Raw genomic sequence first — 19,189 nt, 5'->3', positions numbered from 1 at the left:
CGTGTTAGCGTAGCGGGGCGTAGCCCGATAAATCATCCCGCAATTATGCAACGCCGAATTTGTTTTGGGGTTTAAAGTTGTGAGCCTTGAAAATAGGTTTCCAGCTTTTCCTGAACCTATTCAATGATGATACCTACAGACAGATGATGCAATAATTGTTACCTAAGTAGATGAATCATATATTCAGCTAAATGAGGCATAATTCGCAATTAAATAAAATACTGATTGAGGAGAGGATCGCATATCCTCCCCTCAATCATTAGACCTTTCTTGAAAGTAGGGAATAGGGAGTACGGAGTGGGAAAGAAATATTTTCATAGTTCCTTGCGAATGGCTACGCTCAGTAACTATAATCTTTCCGTTTTTAACCCAATACCCAATACCCAGTACCTAATCACCAGTCCCTTTTAATTAACCTATCTCAAAGAACCTTCAGTTTGCTTGCCCATTCTTTCTTGAATCTTGCTCTTAGCAGCTTTGAATTCTGTAGCCAACTGCTCAGTTTGCTGAGTATTCAAATTATTACGAATAGCAGCAAACATGGTGCTTTCTTCTTGACGAATATGGTCGCCAACTGCATCCATTAACTGTCTGACTTTATCTTTGAATTGAGAAGAAGAAGGACTAATAGCCTTAATTTCCTCTAACATCTGCTTCATTTCAGCTTGTTCGTCATACAGTTCTTGGGTGTCATTTTCACCGTAGAAAGAACGTACTCTCGGGTAAACAACTTCTTCTTCAGCTTCAGCATGAACACTCAAATCTTTATAGATTTGACCGAAGTATTCTTGAATCTTTTGTTGGTCGTTGCTTTGCAGCAATTCGGTGAAGAGAATATTCACTTTATTGTGATCCAAACGGATGACATCTTGAATATTCATATCCTTTTTGTCAGCACCTTGGGTAACGGCACTACCCACTACACCACTAAATGCTGCCATAGCATCCTGAACTCGTGCCCAAATTCCTTGGTCTGCATCTTGTCCGGTTAGTTCACGAACACCCAAGATTTCTAAAACACCCTTGAGTTGCTCTTGATGGGCACGGTTCTCAAAATTAATGGTATTTAAAGGCCCAATAGCAGCCATCACATCAGCACCTACTTTTTGTGCTGCCTTGTGAATTGTCAAGCCAGTCATCACTTGTTGATGCTTTAACAATTCGTGCTGAAATACTTTTTCATACAGACTTAGTTCAGAACCTTGCATTAATTCCTGAACCTTTTGAACCATTTGTTGAAGAGTGTTTTTAGGCTGTCCTTGAATGCCATACTGAACGATTACAGTTTCTAAAACACCGAGGTTTTTCTGATCGTCATTGAGCATATCCTGAAAGCGTTTAGAGATTTCTGAATCGTTAGATTCTCTCGCAAACAACTGCTCATTTTTAATTAGCAACTGTTGTATTGCTTTCATGTCTGCCAATTTAACGGCAATAGCGTTACGTTTTGTATCATCTAAAGTAGATACCATCTTTAGTTCTCCTCGAAAAAGTATTCGGAATTATTGCCTCTTTTAGATTGGCACAATAACTAGTGATATTCCCTCATACTTTTGAGCGATTGCCTTCGTGACTCAGGATAGAAAAATAGAATATTTATTTTTAATTTTTTATCTACTCTTTTAGATAGACAAATATCAAGTCTGCGACTCCCTCGTCAGATAGATAAAATTTTATGATTAATTATTTAGATTATCTCAAAGATAGTAAAAGTTAGGAAATTAAGTAATAATGCCAAAAAACTTTGGAATTTGAGAACAGGCGCTGATTAGAAAATTCAAAATTCAAAATTCAAATTAACATTGCAACCCGAAGTTTATTTTCAACAAATTTCTTCCGCTTAATACAGAGAACACTAATTATGGAAACTACAGAAACCTCACAAACAACCTCAACACCTTTCCCAAATATCCCACCAATTATTGAGAGTGATGATAGAGAGTATGTTGATACCGGTGTACCAAGCACAGTTGCAATCGCGGGACATCCCTTACATCCTTTGAGTGTCATCTTCCCCATAGCCTTTTTAGCCGCCGCCTTGGGAAGCGATGTTGGTTACTGGTTAACTAATGATTTCTTCTGGGCTAGGGCCTCCCTGTGGCTAATCGGGCTGGGATTAGCAGGAGGTATCCTCGCTTCCCTAATTGGTATCAGTGACTTCTTAAAAATTGAACGAGTCCGCAAGCGTACCGCCGGCTGGGCGCACTTAATTCTTAACGTTTCTATTCTAACTTTGACACTCGTTAACTTTCTTTTGCGTGTGGGCAACGCTGAATCAAGAATATTACCTTGGGGGCTACTAATCTCACTCATTGTCGGTACATTAACTAGCGTTTCCGGCTGGTTTGGTGCTGAACTCTCCTACCGTCACAAAATTGGTGTAGTTGGCGCTGGTAGTAGAAGATATCCGTAAGTTGGGGACTGGGGAGATGAGGGGGATGAGGGAGATGAGGGGGATATTTTCTTTGCGTCTGCGCGTCCCTGTATCTTTGCGTTTCGATTCCCAATTCCCCATTCCCAAAGGCTAAAATCTCCATAGTCTTTAGCTTTGATTAAATGCCTCGCAATCGTCAGCAAACAATATTGATACTCATCTCTGTGTTCATCACAGTGCCGATGGGCTTTTTATTTAAGTATTACACTGGGCCTGCTCATCAATGGTTTAACAATTACGTCGCTGCTGTAATTTATGAAATATTTTGGTGCTTGTTTGCATTCTGGTTTAATAGAACTCAAGCAGCGATCATCCAAATCCCAGTAGGAGTTTTTATCGTTACCTGTATATTGGAGTTTTTGCAACTTTGGCATCCGCCACTATTAAAAGAAATTCGCACTACTTTAATAGGTAAATGGTTACTTGGTACCACCTTTGCTTGGTGGGATTTTCCTCACTACGCATTAGGTTGTGTATTAGGTTGGTTGTGGTTGCAACAATTGCACAAAATAGGTCATGCAAAAAAAAGTCAAGGTGAAACCTAATTCAAAACAGCAAAAGATTGCAGAACAACCTGATGGTAGCTTGACTGTGTATTTGAAATCGCCTCCTGTAAACGGCAAAGCTAATGAAGAGTTAATTCAACTACTAGCTGAAAAATTTGATGTATCCAAATCCTGTATCAGAATTAAGTCCGGTTTATTCTCTCGACAAAAACTAATTGAGATTGATACAAATGCTTAAGTTTGATGTTTTTCTGGTTACTAGTCTACTCACCAGTAATACTTTTTAAAGTACTGGAATTTTTTAGGAATGAGAATCATACTCTCAAGAATATACTCCCCAATACTAGTATCAAAGACTCGTCAAGCACAATGTTGATTCTTGTGTGATGCTAATATACCCTGGCTGAGCTTTGACCCGTTCTATCCAAGCTTGGATGGCAGGAAATTGTGTTAAATCAAACCCACCTTCATCGGCAACGTGGGTGTAAGCAAATAAAGCAATGTCCGCAATTGTATAACGCTCATTCACAAAAAAAGTGTGCGCGGTTAAATGCTTTTCCATCAGCTTAAGTGCTGCATAACCGGGTTCACGTTTATGCTTTATTGCTTCGTGATATTCCTCAGACTTCCCTAAAATAGAAATCCAAAATCTAGATGTAGCAATAAAAGGTTCATGGCTGTATTGTTCAAAAAATAACCATTGCAGAACTTGCGCTCGTAAAAAGCGATCGTATGGCAAGAATTCTGTGCATTCACTCAGATACACCAATATAGCATTAGATTCTGCTAAGTATTTCCCTGGTTCAATTTCCAAAACTGGAATCTTACCGTGAGGATTTTTACTTAAAAAATCTGGAGTTCGAGTCTCTTGTTTTAAGATATTAACCTCTACTCGCTCAAAGGGCATACCAAGCTGTGTCAATAAAAGACGTATCTTGTAACCATTGCCGGAGGGTAAAAAATCGTACAAACGTAGCATTTCCATATCAAATAAATAGTGAGGAATGTGTTGAAAATTGAGGCTTTAAAATACAATATCTTACCAAATGATTTTCTACAAACCGGATATATATTTTTTTATTGAGCGTTTAAGTGCAACACAGAATTATCTGAAAAAATAAAAATCAAGCTATTAAAGTATTATTTATTCCTAGTATTTGATGTTAGTTTTAGTTAGTGGTCGAGAATAAAAGTATGTGTGGAAGATTCACTTTAAGCCAACCACCAACCGCCATAGCTCAATTCTTTCATATTGAGGAAGTTCCGGATTTTGTTGCCGAATATAACATTGCACCTACGCAATTAGTAGCAACAGTGTTACATAATCCCGATCATGGCAAGCGTGAATTTCGGCATTTATATTGGGGGTTGATTCCCTCTTGGGCTAAAGATTCCAAGATAGCGGCGAAGCTAATCAACGCCAGATCAGAAACCGTTGCTGAAAAACCAGCTTTTCGATCAGCTTTCAAGCAAAGACGCTGTTTAGTGCTGGCTGATGGCTTTTATGAATGGCAAAAACAACAAAGTAAAAAGCAGCCGTTTTATTTTCGTCTTCAAGATGGGCAACCATTTGTCTTTGCAGGGTTGTGGGAGAAATGGCAATCTCCTACCGAAGAAATAACCTCTTGTACAATTTTGACTACAACCGCTAACGAGTTACTGCAACCCATCCACGATCGCATGCCTGTAATTCTCCAGCCACAAGATTACGATTTATGGCTAGATCCGCAAGTAAAAACAGCCGAGGTACTACAGTCGCTATTGCGTCCCTATCCAGCGCCAGCCATGGCAGCCCACCCGGTTAGCACCTTGGTGAATAGCCCTCGGCATAACCAGCCGGAGTGCATCGTGCCTGTTGGCGAATAGGGAGTGGGGAGTAGCTGACAGGTGTAGGTTTTTAATATTTTGCGCTTTGAACGACGCGGGGACGCGGAGACGCGGGGACGCGGAGACGCGGGGAGGCGGGGACGCGGGGACGCGGGGACGCGGGGAAAGATTTCGGAACAGAAAATTAGGCTTTTTCAGACTGAATGTAAAATATCTACACCTATCAAGTGGGGAGTGGGGAGTAGCACTTCGATTTCGCTCAGTGACCGGGAGTAGGGACTGGCACTGTATACTATGGACTAGAGAAAAGTTTTTCCTAGTCCCCAATCCCCATTCCCCAATCCCCAGTCCCCAGTCCCCAATCCCCAGTCCCCAATCCCCAATCCCCAGTCCCCAGTCCCCAAACATATGCCAAGAACACAAAAAAACGATAACTTCATTGACAAATCCTTTACAGTCATGGCAGACATTATCCTCAAGATTCTGCCAACGAATAGAAAAGCCAAGGAAGCGTTTGTTTATTACCGAGATGGCATGTCGGCGCAGGCAGAAGGTGAATATGCCGAAGCTTTGGAATATTACGAGGAAGCCCTAACACTAGAGGAAGATACCAACGATAAGAGCTATATTTTCTACAATATGGGACTCATCTATGCCAGCAACGGCGACCATGACAAAGCTTTAGAACTGTATCACCAAGCGATTGAATTGAATCCACGCTTACCCCAAGCCTTGAATAATATTGCCGTGATTTATCACTACAAAGGGGAAAAAGCGAAAGAGGCAGGCGATAACGACGGTGGCGAAGCATTATTTGACCAAGCAGCAGACTATTGGATTAGAGCGATTCGTATGGCTCCCAATAACTACATTGAAGCCCAAAACTGGTTAAAAACAACTGGGCGATCGCAAATTGACGTATTCTTTTAGTCCTCATTAGTCCTTTGTCATTTGCTAAGGATTAATGACTAATGAACAATGACCAATAGACTAATGACAATTTTATGATTGACCAAGAACAAGTACGTAAAGTAGCAAATCTTGCTCGTTTAGAATTGACTCCAGAAGAAGAGGAGCAGTTTACAACCCAATTAGGAAATATTCTTGACTATATCGAGCAACTTAATGAACTCGATGTTAGCAATGTATCTCCGACCACACGGGCAATTGATGTCAGTAATGTGACGCGAGAGGATGAACTACAACCCTATCCTGACCGAGAAGATATCCTCAACAGCGCACCTGAACAGGAAGGCGAATTTTTTAAAGTACCAAAAATTCTGAATGCTGAATAGTCATTAGTCATTCGTCATTGTTGAGCTATGCGGTCTTGGGGAGCCACCCCCGTGGGCGGGTTTCCTCCATGAGCGACTAGCGATCTTTGCAGCGGTAGCGAGGAACGAGCGTCGGTACGAGCGTCCGTAGGAGCGTCATCCGTAGGGTCATTAGTCATTCGTTAATGCACCTTAACCAAGGAGAAAACTATGGGTTTAGGAATTCTAAAAGATGGTCAGTGGATATCTCAACGGGATCAAGAAGACTCACAAGGTAAATTTATCCGACCATCAACGACTTTTCGCAATCGAATTACAGCCGATGGTTCTAGTGGATTTAAAGCTGAGCCAGATCGTTATCATTTATACATTTCCTGGGCTTGTCCTTGGGCTTGTCGCACAGCAATTATGCGGCAGTTAAAAGGACTAGAAGATGTGATTGGTTTGTCGGTAGTTGCTGCGGAAATTGATCAAAATAGTTGGGAATTTTCTGATGAACCAGGGAGCATTCCTGATACGATCAATGATGCCCAGTATCTTTGGCAAATTTATCTCAAAGCTAACCCCAACTATAGCGGACGGGTAACAGTTCCGGTTTTGTGGGATATTCATAAAAAAACAATTATTAATAATGAATCCCGCGAAATCATCCGGATGTTAGATACAGAATTCAATGTTTTCAGTAAACAAGATATCAACTTTTATCCAAAGGATTTGCAACAAGTAATTGATGAGACAATTGATGCTATTTACCAACCAATTAATAATGGTGTATACCGTGCAGGATTTGCTACAACTCAATCAGCTTATGATGAAGCGGTAACGGAATTATTTACGGCTCTTGATTATTGGGAGCAAGTATTAAGTAATCAACGCTATCTTTGTGGCGACCAAATTACCGAGGCAGACTGGTGTATGTTCACTACCTTGTTTCGCTTCGATGCAGTTTATTATGTGCATTTCAAATGCAACTTACGCCGGATTATAGATTATCCTAATCTATGGAATTATCTCAAAGAACTTTATCAACTGCCGGGAGTTAAAGAAACTTGTAACCTTGACCATATCAAACGGCATTATTACAGAAGCCATCCCAAGGTTAATCCTACCCGGATTGTACCAAAAGGCCCGTTAATTGATTTTGATGCGCCCCATAACCGCGATCGCAATGGGTAAATGCTTCATAATTTCACAGTTCTCTTAATGATTAGACCAGGGTGATGTAAAAATATAAAATCTTGCATTATCCCATAAACAATGCTCATACCAAACTGGATATTATCTTTGAATTGGAAGCCGCTAAATTCTGATTCAAGGTCAAAGATATACAAGATAGGGCTAGAAATTCTGACAGTAGTAGCACTTTTGTGTATCTTGCAATTGCTAGATAAAAATGTTTATAGAGCAAATGAAATTGATATCTTCCCAGCAGCTAAACAATACGTCGCCTCTAACTGGATTTTAGGAGATTGGTATCTCAATCAGCCACCAAGTTATAGACTCTTATTCCAGATTGTGGTAGGTCAGATGATAGTAGCTTGGGGTTTTTTAATCACTTCTATTGTAGGTCGAATACTGTGCTACTGCTTGATTGCATTAGGACTGATATTGATCAAAAGAAAACTGGGTCTTAGTTTACCGTTGCTATTATTAGCTATTTTTGCGTTCATGACGTGTCAAAACTTTGCGGCTGGTGAACTGATAGTGTCAGGAATTCAACCCAAGGTACTTAGCTATGGTTTTGTATTAATAGCGCTTAGCTTCATGTTAAAGAGAAGCTATTATTGGATGGCTCTGATGTTGGGATTAGCTACCTCATTTCATGTCTTAGCAGGGGGCTGGTCATTTCTCATTATCATAGGTTTGCTGATTCTGAGATGGAATGCTCATAAGATGAATGTCGGAACTCTGGGAACAATCTTTCTTATTTACTTAATAACTAGCTCTTTTTCTGTTAAATCTGTATTAGATCAATTACTAATACCTGCTTCTGAAGGTTCTATCCCTGCTTCTTTAGTTTATGTTTTTGTCCGATTACCTCACCATCTCAATCCTCTATCTTGGTCTTGGGATTGGTGGGTAAGGCTGATTGTATATTTAGCAGTACTATTTATCAGTATTAAACTACTCAAACGCGTCTTTCAAAGTAGTGATGAAAATAAAAACTTTACTTCTGAGCAGTACATAGCGTGTGTGCGACTATCTGAGTTTACATTAATTAGCCTAGTACTTTTTATGCTAGGAGTGGCGATCGCGCCTTTTAACTCCTCTGGTAGTATTTTACAATACCATATCTTTCGCGTAGGTGGTGTGATGTTGCCACTTAACACTTGCTTACTGTTTGCATGTGCTTTAGAGCATAGTTTTGGTAGCAAGAAACGAAAATTAGTATTACTTGGAAGTATCTTACTGTTGAGCCTTTTACTTATCAAGCCAATCAAAACATTTAAAGCCCAACTATTTAGCTTAAATGAATTTCCCAGCAGACCACAACAAGTATTTCCTGAGCAAAAATCATTATACAGTTGGGTTAAAAACCACACCCCTCAAAATACTATTGTCATAACTCCTCCAGGTACTTTTGATAGTTTTACATGGATAGCAGAGCGTCCAACTATAGCTAAATATAAACTTATCCCTCAAAATAAGTTGGGAATACCTGAGTGGTATGAACGCATGAGGGATTTGAGTGGTAATAATACTTCTATTTTGCCAGTTTTTAGTAAGGATAAGGAGTTTAAAATCAACAAAGCAGGATTTGATCTGCCAAAATTACTGGATAGTGAGTATTACTCTTTAACAACTGCTCAGGTGAATTTTTTATTGACTAAGTATCAAGCTGAATATTTTGTAGCTAGTGTGAAACAGGAATTAGATTTGTCGATTGTATATCGTAATTCCAAGTATATTATTTACCACAAAACAGAAAAATAAATTGCTGCACTAATGTTCCCGCAGGCCTCACCACTGGAACTAGTAACGATGGTCAGATACCCGACTTTTTCCAAAAGTCGGGTATCTTGCAGCCTCTGAGAAAAAAATCAATCGGTGCGATCGCTCCACGCTAAAGCTAATAGGCTAAAATAATCAAGCCTTTGGGAATATTCAATCCTCAAGCAGCCCATTACTCGCGCAAACAGATAACATTTATAGTATGAACGCTACACAAGAACAACTAAAACTCCAATTTAAACAGGCGTTAGTGGCTGCTTTTGGCGCTGACTTTGCAGAGGTAGACCCGATTTTAGTTACTGCTAGCAATCCTAGATTCGGTGATTATCAGGCGAATGTTGCTTTGTCATTAAGTAAAAAGTTAGGAAAACAACCAAGAGCGATCGCCTCTGCTATAGTCGAAAATCTAGATGTCTCAGAAATCTGCGAACTGCCGAGTATAGCCGGGCCTGGATTTATTAATTTGCAACTGAAAACAGCATACCTGGAAGCACACATCAAAGCGATACAAGCAGATTCCAGCTTAGGAATTCCAGCAGCGAAAATGCCAAAGCGGGAAATTGTCGATTTCTCCAGTCCGAATATCGCCAAAGAAATGCACGTCGGACATTTGCGTTCCACAATTATTGGAGATAGCATCGCCCGAATTTTAGAATTTCAGGGTCACGATGTTCTGAGATTAAATCACGTTGGTGATTGGGGTACTCAATTTGGGATGTTAATCGCTTATCTGCGAGAAGTTTACCCAGAAGCCCTAACTACCGCTAATGCTTTAGATATTGGTGATTTAGTTACCTTTTACCGCAAAGCCAAACTGCGGTTTGATGCGGATGAAGCTTTCCAAGAAACGGCCCGGCAAGAAGTCGTCCGCTTACAAGCAGGTGCAGAAGACACACTCCACGCCTGGAAGTTGTTGTGCGAACAGTCGCGGCAAGAGTTCCAGAAAATTTATGACCTGCTGGATGTGAAAGTCACAGAACGAGGCGAATCTTTTTACAATCCTTTACTGCCGACAATTGTAGAGGATTTAGAAAAAACTGGGTTGCTGGTAGAAAGCCAGGGCGCAAAGTGTGTTTTCTTAGAAGGGTTTACAAACAGAGAAGGCGAACCTCTACCCTTGATTGTACAAAAATCTGATGGCGGCTATAACTATGCCACCACAGATTTAGCAGCCTTGCGCTACCGAATTCAGCAAGATGAAGCCAAGCGGATAATTTATGTTACAGATGCTGGACAAGCTAACCATTTTGCCCAATTCATTCAAGTAGCGCGGAAAGCGGGATGGGTGCCTGATGATGTAGAACTGGTGCATGTCCCCTTTGGCTTGGTGTTGGGGGAAGATGGTAAAAAGTTCAAAACTCGTTCTGGGGATACGGTGCGGTTACAGGATTTGTTGGATGAAGCGATCGCTCGTGCCCGTGCAGATTTAGAAGTAAGATTAAAGGAAGAAGAACGCAAAGAAACTGAAGAATTCATTCAACATGTTGCTGAGGTGGTTGGGATCAGTGCGGTCAAATATGCCGACTTAAGCCAAAATCGTACTAGTAACTATATATTTAGCTACGACAAAATGCTCGATCTTAAAGGCAATACTGCACCTTATATGTTGTATGCCTATGCCAGGATTCAGGGTATTAGTCGCAAAGGTGGGATTGATTTTGAAGAGTTGGGAAATAATGCCAAAGTTCTGTTAGAACATGAAACAGAATTAGGACTTGCAAAGTGCTTACTTCAGCTAGGCGAAGTGATTAGTACTGTAGAACAAGATTTACTACCAAATCGGCTTTGTGATTACTTATTTCAACTGAGCCAAAAGTTTAACGTATTTTATGACCGCAATCAAGGCGTACCAGTTTTGAGTGCAGAAGAACCTCTGCGAACATCTCGCTTAGTTTTATGTGATTTAACAGCGAGAACTTTGAAATTAGGATTATCGTTATTAGGAATTCAGGTATTAGAAAGGATGTAAAATTGCGTCTGAATGAATAAAATTGCACTTTTTTGGGAGGCGATCGCATGGTACAAACACCACTAAAAAACATAACTTTAGCAGAGTTTCTTAAGTTACCAGAAACCAAGCCTGCTAGTGAGTATATAGATAGTAAAATTACGCAAAAACCAACGCCGCAGGGGGAACATAGTACTAAGCTGTTCAGCATTTAAATAGGGTATAATAGAAAGCCGAATTCAGTCAAAACATGGAATAATGCCAGCAAAAAATCATTTAACTTCCCAGCAAACAGAGAAGCTACAAAAAGCTTTAAAACTGGAAGAAAATGGAGAAATAAGAGAAAGAATACTAATTCTCTTGTTGCTTAATGATGGAAAAACACAAGCTAACATAGCAGAATTTTTGGGTTGTTCTTTAAATAAAGTATCATATTGGTGTGTACATGGAGACCCAGAGAATCTGGAAAGCCTAAAAGATGAGAGGATGAAGGGAAACCATAAAAAAGCCACAGATAGGTATATAGAAATATTATAGGAACCACAGCGAGAAGCGTGAACCATCCATCTTGCAGAACTTGTGGTAATTCCTCCATCCTCTGACTATCGGGGAAAGCTTTTGGGCTTTGACCTGAGCGCCGTAATTCGAGTTGTTGACGATTTGCTTGACCTTCTGACGAAAAGCTTTGTAGAAAATGAATCTTAAGAATAATTAAATTGACAAAAATGAACTATCTCGTATCAGATTCTATTAGTCCAGTAATTTGGCTGACGCTGAAGATGCATGACTGCAACTATCAAAATGTGCTGCTCTCTGATGGCATAAATTATTCCATAAGGAAAACTGGCTATGCGGCATGTTAGTATCGCAGAGAAAGCTCTATTCCGCAGCAAATGGGATACTATTATCGCTATATCGTGCAGGTGTCTCTAAAATATAATTTTCTTCAGCACAGATTTGACGTAGTTCTACAAAAGCATCTGCGAGGGAAGAGGCTTTTTGTTTTTGATACCAAGCAAGGAAGTCTTGAAAAAGTTTAGGTTCTACAATCGCAGCAACTAATTTGTCCTGCTTGAAGATTAATTGAGGTTCCGATGCAATAGCATCAATTACCTCGGGCAGTTTTTGTTGTGCTTCGTCAAGTTTCCAGTTCATTTGTTTTATAAGTTAGATGATTAATTATAACTTTATTCCTAGAACGTAGCTCTCGCAATACTTGTTCACCAGGAATTAAATTAACTTCGCCTTGTTCAACAGACTGAAATCTGTTCTCTGCTTCTTCTGCCCAAATAGCATCTATTTCTACTTGATTTTCAGCATCGAGGCTTTTAAATAAATGTTCAGCAAGCATTGCTCTTAACCCTGGAGGTAAAGACAATGCAGTGTTGAAGATTTTGTCATAGGTGTTAGCCATATTTTTTCCCAGAGTAAATAATCTTAATTTCAGTTTAAATTACTTTTTCTGTTTGTAATTGACGGTATTTATAGATTACTATCTTCACTTTTTTCTAGCAACCTATCAACTTTATTCTCAATTGTATTCAGCTTTCTCAAAATAGTAGGACGGTCATTGTCTAGGGATGCCAACAAGTTAGTCATACCCTCTTGAACAGTAGTTAACCTAGCAACAATATCTTCTAATCGTGTAAACCCTGACCGAAGTTCTTGTATACCCTCGCGCAATTCTTCCCGTTCTAGCCTTGCTTCTACCATAGAATCAAGCATTGCTTGAGCAGTTCTGGCATTACTTTCAATCAGTTGCTTGAGTTCTTGGTCAGTCATGATTTGCGTGAATAAAGATTTTAGTTCCTTTAATTTTAAGACGATTTTTGCTGTTCTGCGCTTACCGCTTACAATCGAGTTAATCCTGACTCTGAAAAAATTCCATGCAAATCTTTTTGTCCCCAGAGGTAGAAGCCCTGCTACAACGCCAACTAAAGAGCGGTAAATATCATAATGCCGTTGACGAGTTTACCGCCGCAGGCATCGCGCTACGATGTCTCAGACGAAGTATGATCGTAAAATTATCGAAATGGGGACAAAATATACCAAACTCAGGTATGGAAGCGCAGCCACGGGAAATTAAAAACTATATAACAGAACAAGGAAAAGAACCTTTTGCTAACTGGCTTGATTCTTTACGAGATCATAGGGCAATAGATAAAATGGAGAAAAGACTTACAAGAGTACAGTCCGGGAATTTAGGAGATTATAAATCAGTTGGAGAGGGTGTTTTTGCGCTAAGAATTCAATACTGGCCTGGTTATCGCGTATATTTTGGACAAGATGGAAACTTAATTATACTCCTTTTGTGTGATGGTATAAAAAACACTCAAGACGAAGATATTGAGAAAGCAAAGGAATATTGGAGAGATTATGAGCGAAGTCAAAACCCAAAGAAGTAGGCATTATCGAGAATATTTAATTGAATCTTTGAAAAACCCAGAACGTGCTGCTGGTTATATTAGCGTCATGTTGGAATTGGATGAAGAAGGATATGATGCAAATTTATTGCGATTGACACTAGAAGAAGTTGTAGAAGCAAGAAAACAATTAGGTGATTTTTCAGAGGTTGGACAACAGCATTTTGAAAAGTTGGATAAAATGCTTGTAGAAACTGGTGGTCAGGAAATTTTGGCTTTAATTGAGTTTTTAGATGCTCTAGGCTATAGGATTGGGATTGTAGAGAAAGAATCATAAACTTAAGTTTGTACCAATTTGCCTCTCGTCTCGCGGCTGATATTGTCATAGTAAGCAACAGCATCATCTAATTCCTGTTTGGCATCAGGATGAAAATCATACGCCATTACTTACTCCGAGAACGTAGCTCTCGCAATACCTGTTCGCCAGGAATTAAAGTAACTTCGCCTAATTCATCTGAGTAAATTATACTAATACGCCGACTCTGAAGAAAACATTATATATCCTAATTGGTAATGCTATAATTAGCGGTAAATAAATCTGTTTATTAATAGAAATATTAAAATGAGCAATTTACCCGTGAAGATGTTATTAAAAGAAATTGATAATTTAAGCAGAGAAGAAAAGATACAATTAATCCATTATTTGACTAGACAAATAGAAAAGCAGTACCCCAAAACAGAATCGAAAAATTTAGTTGAATTATTCCAAAATTCTCCTCTATTTGGTGTGGATATAGATTTGGAACGTCAAAGTAGCTTTTATTCTCTTTAATTTTAAGACTATTTTTGCTGTGCTACTTGCTGAACTTGTGCAATATCTAAGTCTAAAGCCTGTGCTACCTGTTCTTGGGTTAAACCCAGTGCTAACAGTTTCGGGATGGCTTCTAATTTTGCTTCTAAACGTCCTTCTTGTTTACCTTTTTGTTCCCCTTCTTCTCTAGCTTCTTGATAAACCCGCGTTTGCTTCAATTCACTTAAACCAAACATTGCTTCTATCTCCTCTCGACTCATTTGCGGAAATTTATAAACTAGAATTGTCTCTATTAATTCTAGTAATTGTTGTTGTGGCAGTTGTAAATTTACTGCTTGCTGAGTGCGGTTGATTAATTCCTTGGCGCTGTTAATGGCTGTGTCTTCATCTTCTATTACTAATTTTATCGTAGCAATGCCTATTGGTAAGGATGCAGCTGAACCTAATTAGGACTTACGCATTCACAGAAAAGTCAAAATAACAGGTATAGTTTTCAAGGCTTATAGCTAGATTTTTCAATGAAATTTTAGCGATCGCACCCAATCAAGGGTGATTGACAAAAGCCTGAAACAACGTATTTACGTTGATACACAAGATAGTTATTTTGTACAGTGCGTAAGTCCTACTAATTTATCTAGGTAAATTCTACTGATTCGCTAGCTGTGGAAGAATTCTATGAAATCTTCTTTTTCACCTATATCTATATCTCTTCTGGGATAAATTACCACTCCTCGCCAAGGATTTTTGCGTCTATTTTGGCGTAAGTATAAAGAAATTTCAGAGACTAAGCACCAGTAAATCTCTGTGTCTGGTTGAAACTGAACCTCGACAAAATAAATCGGCACTTGTTGATCTTGGATGGGCAGAAATACACCATCAATTCTCAAAGCTGTTTGCTTGACTTCAACTGACGCAAATTGGTAAATGTTGGCAGTTTCGGGAGCATTGCCAATCAGTTCAAAAAAGATGCTGGGGAGTTCTTGAAATAGGCGATAAAATATGCTGTCGGTTTTCACCTTCGGTTTTTGTGTCACTGTAGGACTTATATTATTTATGTCACAATTGAGGAAAACACTATATATCCTACAACCCGGCAAGCACTTATGTGTATTATTATTTGCCAGTATTTATCTAATTTCTACCGGGATATTCAGCTATTTCGTTTTAGCGACATAACTGGCAATGTGTTTATTTTAGCAGGTGATGAACTGCAAATCCTTGTATTTCGTGATGGAACTTGGAGATTTGTCAATGAAACCTAATTTTGCCCAAATGTCCACAAAAGAATTAAGAGCATATGTGCTTGCTCATCGGCAAGATATAGAAGCTTTGGAAATTCTATTTAGTCGGCGTACTCCTGACTCTCAAGCAATTATATATCCGTCAATGTTTACTGAAGACGGTCAACCAATAGAAGAAAATCATCACATAATTGAAGAAGCGATTAGACAGAGAATTGATGCAGGAAATAGCCACGAGGAAAATGAATCTTAAAGATAATTAAATTGACAAAAACGAACTATCTCATATCAGATTTTATTAGTCCGGTAATTTGGCTGACGCTGAAGATGCATGACTGCAACTATCAAAATGTGCTGCTCTCTGATGGCATAAATTATCCCATAGACATCTGGTGAAATTAACTGTGCGTAACCCAAAAACCTTGTAGAGACGCGAAATTTCGCGTCTCTACATTCATTTCCGCAGCAAATGGGATACTATTATCGCTATATCGTGCAGGTGTCTCTAAAATATAATTTTCTTCAGCACAGATTTGACGTAGTTCTACAAAAGCATCTGCGAGGGAAGAGGCTTTTTGTTTTTGATACCAAGCAAGGAAGTCTTGAAAAAGTTTAGGTTCTACAATCGCAGCAACTAATTTGTCCTGCTTGAAGATTAATTGAGGTTCCGATGCAATAGCATCAATTACCTCGGGCAGTTTTTGTTGTGCTTCGTCAAGTTTCCAGTTCATTTGTTTTCAGATTTAGTAGCAGGTCATTTTGATTTTAGTTTAGGTGACTTTTTCTGTGTCTAGCTAAATATTCAAAACTCCTAACTCAGCACTCACTACTTTAGCCGCCAAATTTTGATGGTATTGTCATCACTACCATCAGTGCGGCCAAGCGCGTCACCAGCACCACTGACAAGGGTCTTGCCATCTGGGCTGATGACAACGGAATTAACCTGCTCAGAATGACCTGTAAGAGTGCGGATTAGCTTTCCTGTTGTCAGATTCCAAAGTTTGATGCTGCTGTCATCACTACCACTGGCAAGGGTTTTGCCATCTGGGCTGATAGTGACGGAACGAACATAATTAACTTTAGGCATGTCACCGGGAAATGGAATAAAAACTTGATTAACTTCAGGTATCTCAACCGGAAATCTAATTATAGCTAGGCTGAAGGCGATGGAATCAACCGATTTAGAATGTCCAGTGAGGGTACGGATTAGCTTTCCTGTTTGCACATTCCACAGTTTGATTGTTTCACCACTACCTTCGGCAAGGGTTTTACTATCTGGACTGATGATAATATTGCTGGAAGACCCTTCAAGGGTGTGGATTAGCTTTTCTGTTGCCAGATTCCACAATTTGGTGGTTCCGTCAAGACTCTCGCTGGCAAGGGTTTTGCCATCCGGGCTGATGGCGATGGAACGAACCCGCGAAGAATGCCCAGTGAGGGTGCCGATTTGCTCTCCCGTTGCGAGATTCCATAATTTGATGGTGTTGTCAGCACTACCACTGACAAGGGTTTTGCCATCTGGGCTGATGGCAACAGACCTAACCGAGTCAGAATGACTTGTAAGAGTGCGGATTTGCTTTCCTGTTGTCAGATTCCAAAGTTTGATAGTGGTGTCAGCACTACCACTGGCAAGGGTTTTGCTATCTGGGCTAATGGCGACAGAATTAACCGAGCCAGAATGCCCTGTGAGGGTGCGGATTTGTTCTCCTGTTGAGAGATTCCACAGTTTGATGGTATCGTCATTACTACCACTGGCAAGGGTTTTGCCATCTGGGCTAATGGCGAGAGAATGAACCGGGCTAGAATGCCCTGTTAGAGTTCTTTTTAACCCTGTCACCAGTTCAATTTTTATATCCCTGAGTCACCCTGATTTCTACTTTTCCTCTGCCTATAGTGACAAAAGAGGGTTAAGAAAACATCGCTATCTTTGCTAGCAATTACAGATATGGGATTAGTTGGAAATAAGCCATAGCGAACATAACCAATCAACTGGGTTAATACTAATCCCCCTAGAATAATAGCCACACCTGCGAGTGATCTTTGTGGCCATGCTTTTGCTTTTACTGGTGACTTTGCCGAACGTGGTAAGGGATTTAAACGATTTAAATCTTGTAAAACTTCCTCGGCTGACAGATAACGCTTTTGGTATTCTTCTTGCAACAATCTATCCAGTATTCGCCGCAAATCCTGACTCAGGCTTTGCTGTAAATGTTGTCGCCAATTAGCAACCCAGCCGTAATTATGTTGTTGCCAAAGTTCCCAAGGGTGAATTCCACTCAACAGATGAAAGCAAGTTGTACCAACACTATATAAATCACTCGCTCGGAAAGCTTCACCTCTCTGCATTTGTTCTACTGGTGCATAACCCAAAGAACCAATCAGTGTTCCTGAACGAGGCATTGCTGTCATGGTCAGTTGCTTGGATGCACCAAAGTCAATTAGTACCAACTTGCCATCGCTATGACGAATGATATTTTCTGGTTTGATATCGCGGTGAATGACTTGCTGTTGATGAACTGTCTTGAGAATTTCTAATAAATCGAGTAATAATTCTTTGATTTTTTGCTGGTTGAAAATTCCCTGCTGTTGTAATTCAACTAATAAATTCTGCCCCTCAATAAACTCCTGCACCAAATACAGGCGATTATCTTCGTTAAAATAGGCTAACAGTGTGGGGATTTGGGGATGTCTGCCTAACTGTTGCAGTCGCTTGGCTTCTTGTTCAAATAGTTCGGTGGCTTTATTTAATGCGCCTGTTCCCTGTACTTGCGGTGCAAATTGCTTGATGACACAATGCTCATTGAGTTTGTCGATATCTTCTGCCAAATAAGTTTTACCAAATCCCCCACCACCTAATGATTTAATTGGGCGATAACGGTTTCTCAACACCACCAATCCGACGCCGCAGTTTGTGCAAAACATTGTGCTATCAGGATTGGGCGGATTGTGGCAAGTTGAATTCAGGCAGCAGATCATAAACTGTGCTTCTGTGGGGAAATGTATTTATTATCGCTTAATCACATCCCACTCTTGGTAGAAACCGCAAAATAAAAGACTATTTATTTTGTTCCGGGGCAAAAGCTTTACTAGTTATGAAAAAATGTAATTCACGTTTAATGTGAATTAAGTTGGGAAAAATTGGTCTTGCTGATGTCATAAATCTTTGCCCTCACCCTAAATCCCTCTCCCAGTTTGGGAGAGGGACTTTGAAATTGCTCCTCTTCTCCCACACTTGGGAGAAGAGGTTGGGAGATGAGGGCTATTGTTGCATTCATCAACGGTATTCCTAATTCACATCAGACGTAATTCAGCTATTTTTGAAATATAGCAAAAATATCTACTAAAACCACTGGTTTATCTGTTAACTATGGGATGGCTGATACAACCTATTGCTGCTCATTCCTAAACTTTAACTAGTTCCGTGGGTTTAAGTCCCCCGGTTCTATAATCGGCAAGTTTTGTATTGCTCAGATCTTGCACCTTTCAAACTGTCAGTCGCAAAACTTACCTAATTGTTCGGCTTCGCTCTCTACCGCCAGGGATTGTAAATCCCTGTCTTATAGCAAAAGTCCATTAGAAATGGACTAAATGCAGAGACAAATAGATATGTAATTTTTATAACTTTATTGCGGCAGACTCATTATTTACACTGGCAGGTGCAACATGTGAGGTTGGGGTCAAATCCCCATTACAAAACTTAATTACGTTAGCGCAGCGGTAGCGAGTCCGCGATAGCGTTAGCGTTAGCGAAGCGGTAGCGAGTCCTCGAGCGTCAGCAGTAGCGTTAGCGAGTCATCGAGCGTCGGTACGAGCGTCAGCGTAAAGCCTACGGC

General features: G+C 39.9%; 21 protein-coding genes and 6 pseudogenes. 16 read left to right on the top strand and 11 right to left on the bottom strand.

The window, feature by feature from the left end:
- Positions 1-416: 416 nt before the first annotated feature.
- Positions 417-1,472, bottom strand: coding sequence for a hemerythrin domain-containing protein (locus tag AC5JMF_RS20115; RefSeq protein ID WP_495797488.1), 1,056 nt, complete (start codon positions 1,470-1,472; stop codon positions 417-419).
- Positions 1,473-1,861: 389 nt separating this feature from the next.
- On the opposite strand from AC5JMF_RS20115, the gene AC5JMF_RS20110 reads away from it, so the two are divergent.
- The 3 genes from AC5JMF_RS20110 (at position 1,862) to AC5JMF_RS20100 (ending at position 3,178) form a co-directional block, all read left to right on the top strand.
- Positions 1,862-2,413 carry a DUF2231 domain-containing protein gene (locus AC5JMF_RS20110; protein ID WP_495797487.1) on the top strand — a complete coding sequence of 184 codons (552 nt, stop codon included), beginning with the start codon at positions 1,862-1,864 and terminating at the stop codon, positions 2,411-2,413.
- Positions 2,414-2,556: 143 nt separating this feature from the next.
- Complete coding sequence (locus tag AC5JMF_RS20105) at positions 2,557-2,979, top strand: ribosomal maturation YjgA family protein (RefSeq protein ID WP_495797486.1); 423 nt, start codon at positions 2,557-2,559, stop codon at positions 2,977-2,979.
- Positions 2,951-3,178: a DUF167 domain-containing protein gene (locus tag AC5JMF_RS20100; RefSeq protein WP_495797485.1), complete on the top strand. Its 228-nt coding sequence runs from the start codon at positions 2,951-2,953 to the stop codon at positions 3,176-3,178. Before AC5JMF_RS20105 ends, AC5JMF_RS20100 begins: the two co-directional genes overlap by 29 nt.
- Before the next feature lie 111 nt (positions 3,179-3,289).
- On the opposite strand, the gene AC5JMF_RS20095 is transcribed toward AC5JMF_RS20100, so the two are convergent.
- Complete coding sequence (locus AC5JMF_RS20095) at positions 3,290-3,925, bottom strand: glutathione S-transferase family protein (RefSeq protein ID WP_495797484.1); 636 nt, start codon at positions 3,923-3,925, stop codon at positions 3,290-3,292.
- Positions 3,926-4,134: 209 nt separating this feature from the next.
- Between AC5JMF_RS20095 and AC5JMF_RS20090 the strand changes: the two genes are divergently transcribed.
- The 3 genes from AC5JMF_RS20090 to gatC all read left to right on the top strand — a co-directional run bounded on the left by AC5JMF_RS20090 (position 4,135) and on the right by gatC (position 6,062).
- Positions 4,135-4,806 (top strand): SOS response-associated peptidase, encoded by a 672-nt coding sequence (locus AC5JMF_RS20090; protein ID WP_495797483.1) that lies wholly within the window; start codon positions 4,135-4,137, stop codon positions 4,804-4,806.
- A 369-nt stretch (positions 4,807-5,175) separates the two neighbouring features.
- Positions 5,176-5,697, top strand: a complete 522-nt coding sequence (locus AC5JMF_RS20085; RefSeq protein WP_495797482.1) for a photosystem I assembly protein Ycf3 — start codon at positions 5,176-5,178, stop codon at positions 5,695-5,697.
- 74 nt (positions 5,698-5,771) lie between these two features.
- On the top strand, positions 5,772-6,062 hold the full coding sequence (gatC, locus tag AC5JMF_RS20080) for an Asp-tRNA(Asn)/Glu-tRNA(Gln) amidotransferase subunit GatC (protein WP_495797481.1): 291 nt from the start codon (positions 5,772-5,774) through the stop codon (positions 6,060-6,062).
- 14 nt (positions 6,063-6,076) lie between these two features.
- On the opposite strand, the gene AC5JMF_RS20075 is transcribed toward gatC, so the two are convergent.
- On the bottom strand, positions 6,077-6,220 hold the full coding sequence (locus AC5JMF_RS20075; protein WP_495797480.1) for a hypothetical protein: 144 nt from the start codon (positions 6,218-6,220) through the stop codon (positions 6,077-6,079).
- Positions 6,221-6,251: 31 nt separating this feature from the next.
- Between AC5JMF_RS20075 and AC5JMF_RS20070 the strand changes: the two genes are divergently transcribed.
- The 5 genes and pseudogenes from AC5JMF_RS20070 to AC5JMF_RS20050 all read left to right on the top strand — a co-directional run.
- Positions 6,252-7,217 carry a glutathione S-transferase family protein gene (locus tag AC5JMF_RS20070; RefSeq protein WP_495797479.1) on the top strand — a complete coding sequence of 322 codons (966 nt, stop codon included), beginning with the start codon at positions 6,252-6,254 and terminating at the stop codon, positions 7,215-7,217.
- Between the two features lie 81 nt (positions 7,218-7,298).
- Entirely contained in the window at positions 7,299-8,975 is a 1,677-nt protein-coding gene (locus AC5JMF_RS20065) for a DUF6798 domain-containing protein (RefSeq protein ID WP_495797478.1), read from the top strand.
- 220 nt (positions 8,976-9,195) lie between these two features.
- The gene (gene argS, locus AC5JMF_RS20060; protein WP_495797477.1) at positions 9,196-10,962 is read left to right on the top strand and encodes an arginine--tRNA ligase; all 1,767 of its coding nucleotides are present in this window, start codon (positions 9,196-9,198) and stop codon (positions 10,960-10,962) included.
- Between the two features lie 47 nt (positions 10,963-11,009).
- Positions 11,010-11,138, top strand: a pseudogene (locus AC5JMF_RS20055) (Uma2 family endonuclease); the annotation flags it as partial.
- 61 nt (positions 11,139-11,199) lie between these two features.
- Positions 11,200-11,475: pseudogene (locus AC5JMF_RS20050) on the top strand (helix-turn-helix domain-containing protein); the annotation flags it as partial.
- On the opposite strand, the pseudogene AC5JMF_RS20045 reads toward AC5JMF_RS20050, so the two are convergent.
- The 4 genes and pseudogenes from AC5JMF_RS20045 to AC5JMF_RS20030 form a co-directional block, all read right to left on the bottom strand.
- Positions 11,476-11,631: pseudogene (locus AC5JMF_RS20045) on the bottom strand (group II intron maturase-specific domain-containing protein); the annotation flags it as partial.
- Between the two features lie 189 nt (positions 11,632-11,820).
- The gene (locus tag AC5JMF_RS20040) at positions 11,821-12,096 is read right to left on the bottom strand and encodes a prevent-host-death protein (protein ID WP_495797476.1); all 276 of its coding nucleotides are present in this window, start codon (positions 12,094-12,096) and stop codon (positions 11,821-11,823) included.
- On the bottom strand, positions 12,080-12,355 hold the full coding sequence (locus AC5JMF_RS20035) for an addiction module protein (RefSeq protein ID WP_495797475.1): 276 nt from the start codon (positions 12,353-12,355) through the stop codon (positions 12,080-12,082). The genes AC5JMF_RS20040 and AC5JMF_RS20035 overlap by 17 nt, the downstream gene beginning before the upstream one ends.
- Positions 12,356-12,423: 68 nt before the next feature.
- Complete coding sequence (locus tag AC5JMF_RS20030; RefSeq protein WP_495797474.1) at positions 12,424-12,723, bottom strand: hypothetical protein; 300 nt, start codon at positions 12,721-12,723, stop codon at positions 12,424-12,426.
- 104 nt (positions 12,724-12,827) lie between these two features.
- On the opposite strand from AC5JMF_RS20030, the gene AC5JMF_RS20025 reads away from it, so the two are divergent.
- The 3 genes from AC5JMF_RS20025 (at position 12,828) to AC5JMF_RS20015 (ending at position 14,136) form a co-directional block, all read left to right on the top strand.
- The gene (locus AC5JMF_RS20025) at positions 12,828-13,346 is read left to right on the top strand and encodes a type II toxin-antitoxin system RelE/ParE family toxin (RefSeq protein WP_495797473.1); all 519 of its coding nucleotides are present in this window, start codon (positions 12,828-12,830) and stop codon (positions 13,344-13,346) included.
- A complete protein-coding gene (locus tag AC5JMF_RS20020) occupies positions 13,318-13,641 on the top strand; it encodes a transcriptional regulator (protein ID WP_495797472.1) in 324 nt (107 codons plus the stop codon). The genes AC5JMF_RS20025 and AC5JMF_RS20020 overlap by 29 nt, the downstream gene beginning before the upstream one ends.
- Before the next feature lie 285 nt (positions 13,642-13,926).
- Positions 13,927-14,136, top strand: coding sequence for a hypothetical protein (locus tag AC5JMF_RS20015; RefSeq protein WP_495797471.1), 210 nt, complete (start codon positions 13,927-13,929; stop codon positions 14,134-14,136).
- An 8-nt stretch (positions 14,137-14,144) separates the two neighbouring features.
- On the opposite strand, the pseudogene AC5JMF_RS20010 reads toward AC5JMF_RS20015, so the two are convergent.
- A pseudogene (locus AC5JMF_RS20010) lies at positions 14,145-14,561 on the bottom strand (Rpn family recombination-promoting nuclease/putative transposase); the annotation flags it as partial.
- Between the two features lie 213 nt (positions 14,562-14,774).
- A pseudogene (locus AC5JMF_RS20005) lies at positions 14,775-15,131 on the bottom strand (Rpn family recombination-promoting nuclease/putative transposase); the annotation flags it as partial.
- Positions 15,132-15,161: 30 nt separating this feature from the next.
- Between AC5JMF_RS20005 and AC5JMF_RS20000 the strand changes: the two are divergent.
- Together AC5JMF_RS20000 and AC5JMF_RS19995 are read left to right on the top strand one after the other, a co-directional pair.
- A complete protein-coding gene (locus tag AC5JMF_RS20000; RefSeq protein WP_495797489.1) occupies positions 15,162-15,377 on the top strand; it encodes a DUF6888 family protein in 216 nt (71 codons plus the stop codon).
- Positions 15,367-15,609: a DUF6887 family protein gene (locus tag AC5JMF_RS19995; RefSeq protein WP_495797470.1), complete on the top strand. Its 243-nt coding sequence runs from the start codon at positions 15,367-15,369 to the stop codon at positions 15,607-15,609. Before AC5JMF_RS20000 ends, AC5JMF_RS19995 begins: the two co-directional genes overlap by 11 nt.
- Before the next feature lie 145 nt (positions 15,610-15,754).
- On the opposite strand, the gene AC5JMF_RS19990 is transcribed toward AC5JMF_RS19995, so the two are convergent.
- Together AC5JMF_RS19990 and AC5JMF_RS19985 are read right to left on the bottom strand one after the other, a co-directional pair.
- Positions 15,755-16,087 (bottom strand): prevent-host-death protein, encoded by a 333-nt coding sequence (locus tag AC5JMF_RS19990; protein ID WP_495797469.1) that lies wholly within the window; start codon positions 16,085-16,087, stop codon positions 15,755-15,757.
- A 95-nt stretch (positions 16,088-16,182) separates the two neighbouring features.
- A pseudogene (locus tag AC5JMF_RS19985) lies at positions 16,183-18,332 on the bottom strand (protein kinase domain-containing protein).
- Between the last annotated feature and the right edge of the window lie 857 nt (positions 18,333-19,189).

The organism is Desmonostoc vinosum (assembly GCF_059505385.1).
This window is presented reverse-complemented; position numbering and strand designations above follow the sequence as displayed.

Excerpts from the sequence above, each read along its gene's own strand:
- AC5JMF_RS20040 (WP_495797476.1), bottom strand. The coding sequence starts at position 12,096 with ATGAACTGGAAACTTGACGAAGCACAACAAAAACTGCCCGAGGTAATT.
- AC5JMF_RS20070 (WP_495797479.1), top strand. The coding sequence starts at position 6,252 with ATGGGTTTAGGAATTCTAAAAGATGGTCAGTGGATATCTCAACGGGAT.
- AC5JMF_RS20095 (WP_495797484.1), bottom strand. The coding sequence starts at position 3,925 with ATGGAAATGCTACGTTTGTACGATTTTTTACCCTCCGGCAATGGTTAC.
- AC5JMF_RS20020 (WP_495797472.1), top strand. The coding sequence starts at position 13,318 with ATGAGCGAAGTCAAAACCCAAAGAAGTAGGCATTATCGAGAATATTTA.
- AC5JMF_RS20090 (WP_495797483.1), top strand. The coding sequence starts at position 4,135 with ATGTGTGGAAGATTCACTTTAAGCCAACCACCAACCGCCATAGCTCAA.
- AC5JMF_RS20100 (WP_495797485.1), top strand. The coding sequence starts at position 2,951 with ATGCAAAAAAAAGTCAAGGTGAAACCTAATTCAAAACAGCAAAAGATT.
- AC5JMF_RS20065 (WP_495797478.1), top strand. The coding sequence starts at position 7,299 with ATGCTCATACCAAACTGGATATTATCTTTGAATTGGAAGCCGCTAAAT.
- argS (WP_495797477.1), top strand. The coding sequence starts at position 9,196 with ATGAACGCTACACAAGAACAACTAAAACTCCAATTTAAACAGGCGTTA.
- AC5JMF_RS20085 (WP_495797482.1), top strand. The coding sequence starts at position 5,176 with ATGCCAAGAACACAAAAAAACGATAACTTCATTGACAAATCCTTTACA.
- AC5JMF_RS20015 (WP_495797471.1), top strand. The coding sequence starts at position 13,927 with ATGAGCAATTTACCCGTGAAGATGTTATTAAAAGAAATTGATAATTTA.
- AC5JMF_RS20110 (WP_495797487.1), top strand. The coding sequence starts at position 1,862 with ATGGAAACTACAGAAACCTCACAAACAACCTCAACACCTTTCCCAAAT.
- AC5JMF_RS20115 (WP_495797488.1), bottom strand. The coding sequence starts at position 1,472 with ATGGTATCTACTTTAGATGATACAAAACGTAACGCTATTGCCGTTAAA.
- AC5JMF_RS20105 (WP_495797486.1), top strand. The coding sequence starts at position 2,557 with ATGCCTCGCAATCGTCAGCAAACAATATTGATACTCATCTCTGTGTTC.
- AC5JMF_RS19990 (WP_495797469.1), bottom strand. The coding sequence starts at position 16,087 with ATGAACTGGAAACTTGACGAAGCACAACAAAAACTGCCCGAGGTAATT.
- AC5JMF_RS20030 (WP_495797474.1), bottom strand. The coding sequence starts at position 12,723 with ATGACTGACCAAGAACTCAAGCAACTGATTGAAAGTAATGCCAGAACT.
- AC5JMF_RS19995 (WP_495797470.1), top strand. The coding sequence starts at position 15,367 with ATGAAACCTAATTTTGCCCAAATGTCCACAAAAGAATTAAGAGCATAT.
- AC5JMF_RS20025 (WP_495797473.1), top strand. The coding sequence starts at position 12,828 with ATGCAAATCTTTTTGTCCCCAGAGGTAGAAGCCCTGCTACAACGCCAA.
- gatC (WP_495797481.1), top strand. The coding sequence starts at position 5,772 with ATGATTGACCAAGAACAAGTACGTAAAGTAGCAAATCTTGCTCGTTTA.
- AC5JMF_RS20075 (WP_495797480.1), bottom strand. The coding sequence starts at position 6,220 with ATGACTAATGACCCTACGGATGACGCTCCTACGGACGCTCGTACCGAC.
- AC5JMF_RS20035 (WP_495797475.1), bottom strand. The coding sequence starts at position 12,355 with ATGGCTAACACCTATGACAAAATCTTCAACACTGCATTGTCTTTACCT.